8 protein-coding genes are annotated in these 11,438 nt (G+C 72.9%); 2 read left to right on the top strand and 6 right to left on the bottom strand.

Going from position 1 to position 11,438, the window contains the following annotated elements; all coding sequences use genetic code 11:
* Positions 1–21: 21 nt before the first annotated feature.
* The 3 genes from glgC to ABZ861_RS21620 are packed head-to-tail and all read right to left on the bottom strand — an operon-like array spanning position 22 to position 3,412.
* Positions 22–1,242, bottom strand: coding sequence for a glucose-1-phosphate adenylyltransferase (gene glgC, locus ABZ861_RS21630; protein ID WP_361632451.1), 1,221 nt, complete (start codon positions 1,240–1,242; stop codon positions 22–24).
* A 49-nt stretch (positions 1,243–1,291) separates the two neighbouring features.
* Positions 1,292–2,455 carry a glycogen synthase gene (gene glgA, locus ABZ861_RS21625; RefSeq protein WP_361632449.1) on the bottom strand — a complete coding sequence of 388 codons (1,164 nt, stop codon included), beginning with the start codon at positions 2,453–2,455 and terminating at the stop codon, positions 1,292–1,294.
* Between the two features lie 57 nt (positions 2,456–2,512).
* Positions 2,513–3,412 (bottom strand): (2Fe-2S)-binding protein, encoded by a 900-nt coding sequence (locus ABZ861_RS21620; RefSeq protein WP_361632447.1) that lies wholly within the window; start codon positions 3,410–3,412, stop codon positions 2,513–2,515.
* Positions 3,413–3,676: 264 nt separating this feature from the next.
* Between ABZ861_RS21620 and ABZ861_RS21615 the strand changes: the two genes are divergently transcribed.
* Positions 3,677–5,191: a DMT family transporter gene (locus tag ABZ861_RS21615; protein ID WP_361632445.1), complete on the top strand. Its 1,515-nt coding sequence runs from the start codon at positions 3,677–3,679 to the stop codon at positions 5,189–5,191.
* Here the strand turns inward: ABZ861_RS21615 and ABZ861_RS21610 are convergent.
* Complete coding sequence (locus ABZ861_RS21610; protein ID WP_361632443.1) at positions 5,181–6,473, bottom strand: transglycosylase family protein; 1,293 nt, start codon at positions 6,471–6,473, stop codon at positions 5,181–5,183. The genes ABZ861_RS21615 and ABZ861_RS21610 overlap by 11 nt on opposite strands.
* A gap of 298 nt (positions 6,474–6,771) precedes the next feature.
* On the opposite strand from ABZ861_RS21610, the gene gndA reads away from it, so the two are divergent.
* Positions 6,772–8,211: an NADP-dependent phosphogluconate dehydrogenase gene (gene gndA / locus ABZ861_RS21605; RefSeq protein ID WP_361632441.1), complete on the top strand. Its 1,440-nt coding sequence runs from the start codon at positions 6,772–6,774 to the stop codon at positions 8,209–8,211.
* Between the two features lie 1,029 nt (positions 8,212–9,240).
* Here the strand turns inward: gndA and panD are convergent.
* Together panD and ABZ861_RS21595 are read right to left on the bottom strand one after the other, a co-directional pair.
* Entirely contained in the window at positions 9,241–9,660 is a 420-nt protein-coding gene (gene panD / locus ABZ861_RS21600; protein WP_361632439.1) for an aspartate 1-decarboxylase, read from the bottom strand.
* 398 nt (positions 9,661–10,058) lie between these two features.
* Positions 10,059–10,706 carry a hypothetical protein gene (locus ABZ861_RS21595; protein ID WP_361632437.1) on the bottom strand — a complete coding sequence of 216 codons (648 nt, stop codon included), beginning with the start codon at positions 10,704–10,706 and terminating at the stop codon, positions 10,059–10,061.
* Positions 10,707–11,438: the final 732 nt, after the last annotated feature.

Genomic DNA, 11,438 nt, shown 5'->3' with positions numbered 1-11,438 from the left:
ACGGGACTCCGGTAACACGTCCTAGGACACGCGCTGGCCCTTGCCCAGGGCGATCACGCCGCCCTTGGAGACGGTGTACAGCTCGGCGTCGCGCTCGGGGTTGACGCCGATCGTCGCGCCGGGCGGCACGTCGACGTTCTTGTCCAGGACCGCCCCGCGCACCACCGCGCCGCGGCCGATGCGCACGTTGTCGTGCAGGACCGAGCCCTGGACGACGGCGCCCGGGTCCACCCGGACGCCCGGGGAGAGGATGGAACGGGTGACCTGGCCGCGGATCAGACAGCCCGCGCTGATGATCGACTCCCCCGCTATGCCGCCGGCGTTGAACCGGGCCGGCGAGAGCTGGCCCGAGTGGGTGTAGATCGGCCAGTCGCGGTTGTAGAGGTTGAAGGCGGGGCGCTCGGCGATCAGGTCCATGTGCGCGTCGTAGTACGCGTCCAGCGTGCCCACGTCCCGCCAGTAACCCTGGTCGCGGCTGGTCTCGCCGGGCACATGGCTGGCGCTGAAGTCGTAGAGCTGGGCCTCGCCGCGGTCGGTGAGCTGGGGCAGGATCGAGCCGCCCATGTCGTGCACCGAGTTCTCGTCCTCGGCGTCCCGGAGCAGGGACTCGACCAGCACTTTGGTGGTGAATATGTAATTGCCCATGGAGGCGAAGACGCTGTCCGGGGCGTCGGCCAGGCCGGGCGGATCCGCGGGCTTCTCCAGGAAGCTCTCGACGGTCTGCCCGTCCGAGCCCGGCGTGATCACGCCGAACGAGGACGACTCCGAGCGCGGCACCCGGATGCCGGCCACCGTCACCCCGGCGCCGCTCTCGATGTGCTGGCGGAGCATCTGGCGCGGGTCCATCCGGTAGACGTGGTCCGCGCCGAAGACCGCGACGTACTCGGGCTGTTCGTCGTGGATCAGGTTGAGCGACTGGAGGATCGCGTCCGCGCTGCCCAGGTACCAGCGCGGGCCGAGGCGCTGCTGCGCGGGAACCGGCGTGATGTAGTTCCCGAGCAGGCTGGACATCCGCCAGGTCGTGGTGATGTGCCGGTCCAGCGAGTGCGACTTGTACTGGGTCAGCACGCACACGCGCAGGATGTCGCCGTTGACGAGGTTGGACAGCACGAAGTCGACCAGGCGGTACGTTCCGCCGAAGGTGACCGCGGGCTTGGCGCGGTCCGTGGTCAGGGGCATCAGGCGTTTGCCCTCTCCGCCCGCCAGGACGATCCCGAGGACCGAAGGTCCACCACGACGCATGGCCGCTCCCCTCACCCAGTTGAACCACTCCTGCCCTGAGCAGGGAGGACTAAGCCTGCTGGAGGATCTCCTCGTACAGCCGCACGGTGCGCCGGGCGATCGCGTCCCAGCCGAACTCCGCCACGGCGCGCCGCCGACCGGCCTCGCCCATGGCGCGCGCCGCCGCGGGATCGGCCAGCACCGCGTCCAGGGCGCGGGCGAGCCCCGCCTCGAAGTCGTCGTCCACGTCGACGAGTACCCCGGTCACGCCGTCCTCGACCACCTCGGGGATGCCGCCCACCCGGGACGCCACCACGGGCGTGCCGCAGGCCATCGCCTCCAGGTTGACGATGCCGAGCGGCTCATACACCGAGGGGCAGGCGAAGACCGCGGCATGGGTGAGGAGCTGGATCACGTCGGGGCGCGGCAGCATCCGCTCGATCCAGTGCACGCCCTCCCGGGAGCGGCTCAGCTCCTGGTACAGGTCGCGGAACTCCCGGTCGATCGCGGGCGTGTCGGGCGCGCCCGCGCACAGCACGACCTGCGCCGCCGGGTCGATGTCCCGCACCGCGCGCAGCAGGTGCGGCACGCCCTTCTGGCGGGTGATGCGGCCGACGAACAGCACGTAGGGCCGGTCCGGGTCCAGGCCCAGGCGGGTCAGGGCGTCCGTGCCGGGGTCGGGCCGGTACAGGGCGGTGTCGATGCCGTTGTGGATCACGTGCACCCGGGCCGGGTCGAGAGCCGGATAGCAGCCGAGGACGTCCTCGCGCATGGCCCCGGAGACGGCGACCACGGCGTCCGCCGCCTCGAACGCCGTGCGCTCGGCCCAACTGGACAGCGCGTAGCCGCCGCCGAGCTGTTCGGCTTTCCAGGGGCGCAGCGGCTCCAGCGAGTGCGCGGTCACCACGTGCGGCGCCCCGTGCAGGAGCTTGCCGAGGTGACCGGCGAGGTTGGCGTACCAGGTGTGCGAGTGGAGCAGGTCGCGGCCCTTCAGGGCGGCGGCCATGGCGAGGTCGACGGAGAAGGTGCGCAGGGCGTCGTTGGCGCCGTCCAGCGCGGACCAGGGGCGGTGGCGCAGCACGTCGGCCGCCTTGTCCGCCGAGGACGCCTCGCCCCAGCAGTGCACCTCCAGGTCGACCAGCGGCCGCAGCTCCCTGGCCAGGAACTCGACGTGCACGCCCGCGCCGCCGTACACGTCCGGCGGGTACTCCCGGGTCAGCAGTCCCACTCGCACCCGCGACTCCCTGTTCCCGTCGGTCCGCCGCTCGTCTCCGGGCGGTCGCTTTCATGGTCACTCAGATACGGCGCCGAGGGAAGAGCGCGGGGCTCGTGTGAAGCAACAGTCACCGCAGACGCCGCCGCCGGGGACGCGGTAGTACAGGCAGCAGCTCCGCCGGCGGAATCCGGCCCCGCCGAAGGCGCCGGTTCCGGCGAGCGCGGGGTCGGCGAGCAGCCGCAGGGTCAGCTCGCGGGCGTGCGCGGCGACCCGGGGGCGGCCGTTCTCGCGCGCCCATCGGACCAGTTGGCGTGCCGTGCCCGCCAGCGCGGAGGCCGCGTTGCCCCGCGCGAGGGCCGGGGCGAGACGGTGGCGGGCGTGCAGCGCGGCGGCCAGCGGCTCGACGTGGCCGCGCAGGACGAGGTCAGCGATCGTGCCCGGGTCGGCGGGCAGCGCGCGCACCTCGGTGAGCCACAGCTCGCCGGGGGCGCTGCCGGCGGGGTCCCAGCGCAGCAGGCGCGCGTCCAGGTCGGGGACTCGTCCGTACAGGACGGCGCAGCCGAGCGCGGCCGACCAGAGCCGGGCCGCCAGCCCCTGCTGAGCGATCGAGGCGGCGACGCGCGGTTCGCAGGCGCGGACGCCCTCGGCGACCCGGCCGACGCGCACGGTCAGGGGGTCGGACGCGGCGCTGGCGGGTACGGTGCCGCCCGGGGCTTGCGCGTCGTCGTCTCCCAGGGCTTGCGCGTCGTCGCCGCCCGGGGCTTGCGCGTCGTCGCCGCTCGGATCTTGCGCGCCGTCCCCTCCGTCCCCGCCGTCGCCTTCGTCCCCGCCGTCGCCTCCGTCCCCGCCGTCGACGGACTCGATTCCGTACGCCTGTGCGAGGGAGGGCAGCGGGCCGTGCGGCGGTGCGCCGGTGCGCAGGACGAAGAAGCCGCCGAGGGCGTGGAGGGCGGTGAGCCGGGCGTCGAGGTGCACGAGGAGCAGTCGTACCAGGTGTCCTGGACCTGCGGAAAGCCCAGACCCCTAAGGGGTCCCACCAGGGGGCGGAGGCGCGAACGGACCAGTGTCGCCCGTCTCGGGGAGGAGGGGGCGCGGGGCGTGCTCCGTCGGCGGGATGAGCCATTGCGGACTCAGAGGACGACGACGGGAAGAGATCGGCACGGCAGGCTGGTGGACCATGGAAGCCGACCGTTCGTCGCACCGGGCCCGCCGGGCCCGTCTCCCGCGCGGAGGCCGCCGATGAGCGCCCTCACGCTGTCCGTACTGGTGTCGCTCGTGTCCGCCGTCGCCTACGCCGGCGGCGCGATCGTGCAGCAGCGGGTCGCGGTGTCCTCGTCCGCTTCCGCGCGGCGGTTCGCGACGCTGCGCCGCCCGGTCTGGTGGGCGGCGATCGCGCTGAACGGCGCCGGGGCGCTGTTGCACGTGGTGGCGCTGGCCTGCGGGCCGCTCAGCCTGGTGCAGCCGCTGGGCGCGCTGACCATCGTCTTCGCGCTGCCCATGGCCGCGTTGTTCGCCGGTCGCCGGGCGGGCGCCGCGGCGTGGCGGGGCGCGATCACGGCGTCGGCGGGTCTCGCCGGTCTGCTGGCGCTGGTGGGCGCCTCCCCCGCGCAGTCGCCGGGCGCCGCGCAGCGGCTGGGCCTGGCGGCGGTCGCCGGCACAGCGGTGGCGGCGCTGGCCGTCGCAGGCCGGGCCGCGCACCGGCGCCCAGCGGTCCGCAGCGTGCTGCTCGCCACCGGCTCGGGCGTCGCCTTCGGCGTCTCCTCGGTGTTCACCAAGACGGTGGCGGTCGACTGGACCGACGGGCTCACCGCGGCGGACGTGCCGTCCTTCGCGGTGATCGCCGTGCTGGCCGCGGCGGGCACGGCGCTGTCGCAGGCGTCCTACCGCGGCGGCGGCCTGGCGGCGCCGCTGGCGACGCTGACGGTGCTGAACCCGGTGGTGGCGGCCGCCATCGGCGTCACGCTGCTCGGCGAGTCGTTCCGCCACGGCAGCGCGGGCACGGTGCTCGCCCTCGGCTGCGGCGCGGTGGCCACGGGCGGCCTGGTCCTGCTGACCACCGAACGCCTCACGCCCGCGCCCGAGAAGGCGGCGCCGGAGGCGGCCGTGGCCGCCGTGCCCGCTCCCCGCGTGTCGCCGGAGTCCGCGGGAGCGGCTTACGCGCGGAGTGCGTCCGCGATCACCGGCGACTCGGGAGGGTCCCAGGGGGCCGGGCACGCGGAGGGGGCCGCCTCTCCTACGGGGCTGGAGCGGCGCCTCACCGCTCCGTCCGGGGAGCGGCCGACGGACGCCGCGGCGGTGCGGCGGTCCGTGTCCGCTGCGGCTGTGGTGCGGTCCGTGTCCGCCGCGGATGCGGTGCGGTCCGTGTCCGCCGCGGATGTGGCGCGGTCCGTGTCCGCCGCGGATGCGGTGCGGTCCGTGTCCGCCGCGGATGTGGCGCGGTCCGTGTCCGGCGCAGCCGTGGTGCGGGAGAGGGCGTTCGCCGCCGGATCCGCCGCTGAACCGGCCGTGTCGTGGATCGGACGTGGGGCGTCCGGCGGTGGGTCCGGTGGCAGCGGGTTCGTCGGGGACGCGTTCGTCGTGAGGGCGTTCCACGGCGAGGTGCTGCCCGAAGGGACGCTGAGCTACGGGGTGTGGCACGCAGGAGCCTTCGGCGGAGGCGTGATCGGCGGTGGTCCTTCGCCGAGCGTGCCGTACCTCCCGGCGCCGGTTGACGGCCGGCGCCGGGTAAGGGTGCGGGCGCGGGTCAGATCGTGACGCCGCCGGCCCGGAGGTAGGCGATCGGGTCGACGTCCGAGCCGAAGGCGGGTCCCGTCCGCACCTCGAAGTGCAGGTGCGGCCCGGTGACGTTGCCGGTGGAGCCCGAACGCCCTATGCGCTGCCCGGCGGCGACCGTCTGCCCGGACCGCACGGAGATCGCCGACAGGTGCGCGTACTGGGTGTAGCGGCCCCCGGCGTGCCGGATCACCACCTGGTAGCCGTAGGCCCCGCCCCAGCCGGCGCTGACCACCATGCCCTCTCCGGCGGCGTGCACGGACGTGCCGGTGGGCACCACGAAGTCGACGCCCGTGTGGTAGCCCTTGGACCACAGTGAGCCGGCCACGTGGTATCCGGTGCCGATCGGTCCGTGCACCGGCGCCACGAGGGTGTGCGAGGCGGTGTGGGGTCTGGAGGACCGACTGGTCTCCTGGCGGTCCGTCCGCGCGACGTGCTTCTCGTGCGGCGCATGCGTGGTGTGCGTGGTGTGCGGCGCATGCGTGGTATGGGGCGTATGAGTGGTATGGGGTGCGTGCGTGGTGTGGGGCGGATGGGTGGTGTGCGGCGGGTGCGTCGTGGGCGCGGCGCCGGTCGTGTGCAGCGAGAGCCGCTGCCCCGGCAGGATGAGGTCGGGGTCGTCGCCGATGACCGTGCGGTTGACCGCGTACAACTGGTGCCATCCGCCGTGGACATGACGGTCGTCGGCGATCCCGGAGAGGGTGTCGCCGCGCAGCACCGTGTACATCTCGGCTTTGCCCGCCCGGGACTGCGGCGTGGTCTGCGGCAGGACGTCCCGGAGCGAACTCCTGTGCTTCGCCTTGCTCTTGGACGTCCGCGCGCCCTCGGCGTCACGGCTCCGCACAGCGGTGACCGCCGTGCCGTCCGGATGGACGCCGGAGCCGCCGCCGCGGGTGAGGCCGGCCCGCACCGAGCACACCGGCCAGGCGCCTGGGCCCTGGCCGCTGAGCACCTTCTCGGCGACGGCGATCTGCTCGCCCCTGGTGGCCAGGTCGGCCCGCGGCGCGTAGCGCGTCCCGCCGTACGCGTCCCAGGTGGACCGGGTGAACTGGAGTCCCCCGAAGAAGCCGTTGCCCGTGTTGATGCTCCAGTTGCCGCTCGACTCGCATGCGGCCACCTTGTTCCAGGTGGAGGCGTCCGCCGCGTGCGCGACACCCGCGCCGATGAGCGGGATGGCCATGCCGGCGCCACCCGCCGTGACGGTGAGCGAGGCGCGGTTGATCCTGTTCGGCTGATACCGGCGGTGCCGGCCGCGTGCGGCCATGAGTAGAGCCCTTCGCCATGCGTCAGGAGCCGCAAAAGTAAACGTCCCGAACGAGCCATGACAAGGCGGCTATCAGCCGCTTGCGCTTCCCAAGTGACCGATAAGGGACTTCCGTTGGCGAAGATCGGCCGTGTCGCCGCTGAGGTCGCGGAGCGGTGAGGTACGTATGGAGGGCGTCCTGACGCGACCCGCGCGGCGGACCGTCGCCAGATGTGCGGTGGCCGTAGCGGCACGTCAGGACGGTCGTACGGGCACCACCCGACGATCTACTGGATCGGATTTCCGAGGAGCAGGCGGTATGAGCACTACAGCCCAGATCGGCGTCACCGGGCTCGCGGTGATGGGCCGCAACCTCGCCAGGAACTTCGCGCGCAACGGCTACACGGTCGCGTTGCACAACCGGACGGCGGCGCGGACGCACGACCTGGTGGAGCAGTTCGGCGACGAGGGCGACTTCGTCGCCACCGAGACCGCCAAGGACTTCGTGGCGGCGCTGGAGCGGCCCCGCCGCCTGGTCGTCATGGTGAAGGCGGGTGAGCCCACCGATGCCGTGATCCAGGAGTTCGCCCCGCTGCTGGAACCCGGCGACATGATCATCGACGGTGGCAACGCGCACTTCGCGGACACCCGGCGCCGCGAGCGCGAGCTGCGCGAGCAGGGCATCCACTTCGTGGGCACGGGCATCTCCGGCGGCGAGGAGGGCGCGCTGCACGGGCCGAGCATCATGCCCGGCGGCTCGACCGAGTCGTACGACTCGCTGGGCCCGATGCTGGAGAAGATCGCCGCGAAGGCGGACGACGGCGCCCCCTGCGTCACGCACATCGGGCCGGACGGCGCGGGCCACTTCGTGAAGATGGTGCACAACGGCATCGAGTACGCCGACATGCAGCTCATCGGCGAGGCGTACCAGTTGCTGCGCGAGGTGGCCGGCTACTCCCCCGCGCAGATCGCGGAGATCTTCCGCACCTGGAACACCGGGCGGCTGGACTCGTACCTGATCGAGATCACCGCCGAGGTGCTGTCCCATGTGGACGAGGCGACCGGCAAACCGTTCGTGGACGTGGTGACGGACCAGGCCGAGCAGAAGGGCACCGGGCGCTGGACGGTGCAGATCGCCCTCGATCTGGGCGTGCCGGTCTCGGGCATCGCCGAAGCGGTCTTCGCCCGCTCGCTGTCCGGCCACGCGGAGCTGCGCGAGGCCTCGCGGGGACTGCCGGGCCCGAAGCCGACGGCGCTGCCGGAGGCGGAGGCGGCCGCCTTCGCGGACCGGGTGGAGCAGGCGCTGTACGCCTCGAAGATCGTCTCGTACACGCAGGGCTTCCACGAGATCGCTGCGGGCGGCGAGGAGTACGACTGGGACATCGACCTGGGCGACGTCGCCTCCATCTGGCGCGGCGGCTGCATCATCCGCGCCGCCTTCCTGGACCGCATCCGCGCCGCCTACGACGCCCGGCCCGACCTGCCGAGCCTGCTGTCCGACGAGACTTTCGCGCGGGAGATCGGGGAGGCGCAGGACGACTGGCGCGAGGTGGTCATCGCCGCGGTGCGCGAGGGGGTGCCCGCTCCCGGCTTCGCGGCGGCCCTCGCCTACTACGACGCCCTGCGCGCCGAACGCCTGCCGGCCGCCCTCACCCAGGGCCAGCGCGACTTCTTCGGCGCCCACACCTACCGCCGGGTGGACCGGGACGGCGCGTTCCACACGCTGTGGGGCGGTGACCGGTCGGAGGTGACGGCGTAGGTGCGGGGGTGAGGTGAGGGCGGGGGCGCGGCGGGCGCCGTGACGGCGGGGGCGCGGAGGTGAGGTGACGGCAGGGGCGCGTCTGACCGGTGGGGTGGCGGCGCGGGCGCGTCTGAGCGTTGACGGCTTGGGCGCGGCGGCGCCGTGACGGCGCAGGCGTCTCCGCTCTGAGACGGCGGGGGCGCGGCATGGCGCGGCCGGACGGTGCTGGCGGGGACGCCTGCGCTCCATGACCGTGACGAGCGGCCTGCGTCCCCGCATTCCGGGGGCCGCAGGCCGCATACGCTCTTGCCGTCCGCGCACGGGGTGACGAGCGGTCTCCGGCCCCGGCCGGCTTTTCGGACCGGAGGCCGTTCGTCGCCCCGCCGCCAGCAGTTCGCAACCCGCTGTCAGCGTGGCCGCGCTGCTATCAGGATGTTCGCCTCGCCGTCAGGAAAGGGGCGGTCCCGGTTCGGGGCTCGGCACCGGCTCCGGGCCCGGGGGAATCGGGGACGGCGACGGCTCGGGCGTGGGGCTCGGCGGCGGGGTGGGCGACGGGCCCGGCGATGGCATCGGTCCGGGGCCGGGCGGGGGCGGCCCGGGGGCCGGGGGCGAGGGGGCCGGTTCCGGCGACGGCACCGGATCCGGGCGGGGGTCGGGGTGCTGGGGGTCGGGCCCCGGCGTGGGCGGCGGGGGCACCGGGTCGGGATACGGGTTCGTCATGGCGTCCTCCGGCCGGCCGATCGACATGGGCTCTGAACTACTCCCCCCGCCTACCCGTCGCCCGCGCGGCCAGTCACCCTGGGGAGCGTCTCCCCGATCTTCCGGGGTCGGCCGGGGCCGACGCTCGGGCCCGGCCTACGCGCGCACCGCGTGCGCAACGGTCGCGTCCGGGGCGAGGTGTGCAGCAGCGCGAGCGCAGGGGCGCCTCCGGTGCCGTTCGCGCGGTTCACGGCCGCTGCCCGGAGACGGCTGGCCGGTCGTCGCGGATCGCGACGCGGTTCGTCGACCCGCTCCCCTCGTCGTGGCTCGCTCCGGGGCTCGTGGGCGTCACGCCGGCACGGCCCCCGGGCTGCGCTCCTGGTCGGTGCCCGGCACCGGGGCGGAGGGGTCGGCCCCCAGTTCCACGATCCGGTTCCCGGAGTCCACGTGCACGACCCGCGGCTTCATCGCCCGCGCCTCGGCGTCGGTGACCTGGGCGTAGCTGATGATGATCACGAGGTCGCCGGGGTGGACGAGGTGCGCCGCCGCCCCGTTGACGCCGACCACCCCGGAGCCGCGCTCGCCCTCGATGACGTAGGTCTCCAGCCGGGCGCCGTTGGTGACGTCGACGATGTGGACCAGTTCGCCGGGCAGCAGATCGGCGGCGTCGAGCAGATCGGCGTCGATGGTCACCGATCCCACATAGTGCAGGTCAGCGTGCGTGACGGTGGCACGGTGGATCTTGGACTTGAACATGGTGCGCAGCATTCTGAACTCCCGGAAGACGGCTCCCTGCCTGCTTTGTGCAGGTCAAGGGCTTCGCCCACCCTACAGTCCCGTCACATCCACGGTCCGCTCGACCGCTCCCGCCGTTCCGCCACACCGGCGACGTCGCGGACGGCACAGCCGAACGCCGCCGCGCCCAGGCGGCCCTGCGGGGCACCGTGCGGGCGAGGAAGGCCCATGTGTACGTCACCGGCACCATGAGTACTACAGCGAGGCTGCTGGTCGAGCGCGGCGGCGACACCCTCGTACTCACCTCCCCCCACCTGCCCGCCTCGTCCTAGGCACCGGGAAGGACCAACAGCGGGGGCAAGCATGTGCGCCCCAGAGGCCGATAGCCCGTGGGAACGAGGGCGCCTACGGGCCACGGGATGGAGCAATCGCTACTCTTCGGCCGCTCGCTGGGAGAGCCGTTCCCGCGCCCAGATGATGATCGGTTTGTCCCAGTCATTGACCTCGGTGCCGTCCAGCAGAGCGGTCAGGTCCGCGACCGGATCGTCGTCGATGCGCAAGATGATCTCGGTCATGCGCCGGCTCCTGATGCGCATCAGGTCGCCGTCCGGGGCAGTCAGGATCTCCTCCAACAGCGCCCTGCGATCCAGGAGGCGCACCACCCGTGGAATGGCCTCGTCGGCCAGCACCCGCGCCAACCGCTGCCCGCACACATCACGCGTCTCCGGTTCCGAGAACGCCCAACGCGACCGGAACGGCATTCCCTCGTCCGGCCACCAGGCGACGTCGGGGGGCGGCATCACCGGACATCTCGCCAGGGCTCCGCTGGCGTCCGGCGCGTGCATTTCATCAGACTGGCGGTACTGGCGGTACGTGAATTCCCAGTGCGACAGGGGGACCATGAAGAAAGTCACGTCGAAGACGAATTTCTCCGGATCGACCGCATGAGTGTCGAACTCCAGCAGCGCGCAATCCCCATTCGGCGCCGTCAGCCGGAATTTCCGGCCCTTCTTGGTGAATCCCGCCGCCTTCATGACGGGAGCCGCATACTGCCGGATCAGCATGTCCAGTGGGTTCATGACCCGTTTCGCCTTCCCCTCACGCGGCCAGGGCGAAGATCCTAGCCGCGACCCGCGCACTCACCGACACCGCCACCGGCCCCGCCGGCGCCCTCGGGCAGTCCGACGACCGCGATCGGCACCAGCAGCGGCCACTGATTCACTCCCTGTGTCGTCAGCGGCACAGTGCCCAGGCCCGGCTGGTCGGCTGCTCCGGGGTACGGACCCGGGATCGAGCCCGGTGTGGGCTGCGGGACGGGCTGGGCCTGGTGGATCACAGCCGCGGGGCTCCCCGGTACTGCCTACATCGCGTGGGCACGCATTCGGTTTACGCACCACTGGACATGCACTTCTTGCCCGCCCCGGAGAGCCTACGGAGCACCCTCCGAAGCACGTCCGTGATCACCGTCACTCGGACGGTCTGGAGGGCGGTGGAGAGCGAAGGCACCCGACCGCTCGGTGAGAGGGCTCACCCCCTGAAGGAGTGAAGCGCCCCGATCGAACGAGTTTGAGCCGCGACCGCCCAGAGCCCGCCCGCTCCGCCGCTGACATGGGAACACTTGTTCAACAGATACGTGCCGATCGGGCCGTGACGGGACCAGTTCCGGCGCGTTTCTAGAGCATCAGTGCCACACCGACGCCCATACGGAGGACACGCCATGCATCCCACCCCTGCCCCCTCGCAGCAGCATCCCAGAATCGAACAGCGGCCCGGCGTGATCACGCACGGCGTTGACGGCACGCTCAGCTCAG

The sequence above is a fragment of the Streptomyces sp. NPDC046985 genome, assembly GCF_040644415.1.
Taxonomy (GTDB): Bacteria; Actinomycetota; Actinomycetes; order Streptomycetales; family Streptomycetaceae; genus Streptomyces.
Note: the sequence above shows the minus strand (reverse complement) of the source record. Positions and strands in the feature narration are given on the sequence as shown.

Excerpts from the sequence above, each read along its gene's own strand:
- glgC (WP_361632451.1), bottom strand. The coding sequence starts at position 1,242 with ATGCGTCGTGGTGGACCTTCGGTCCTCGGGATCGTCCTGGCGGGCGGA.
- ABZ861_RS21615 (WP_361632445.1), top strand. The coding sequence starts at position 3,677 with ATGAGCGCCCTCACGCTGTCCGTACTGGTGTCGCTCGTGTCCGCCGTC.
- ABZ861_RS21610 (WP_361632443.1), bottom strand. The coding sequence starts at position 6,473 with ATGGCCGCACGCGGCCGGCACCGCCGGTATCAGCCGAACAGGATCAAC.
- gndA (WP_361632441.1), top strand. The coding sequence starts at position 6,772 with ATGAGCACTACAGCCCAGATCGGCGTCACCGGGCTCGCGGTGATGGGC.
- panD (WP_361632439.1), bottom strand. The coding sequence starts at position 9,660 with ATGCTGCGCACCATGTTCAAGTCCAAGATCCACCGTGCCACCGTCACG.
- ABZ861_RS21595 (WP_361632437.1), bottom strand. The coding sequence starts at position 10,706 with ATGAACCCACTGGACATGCTGATCCGGCAGTATGCGGCTCCCGTCATG.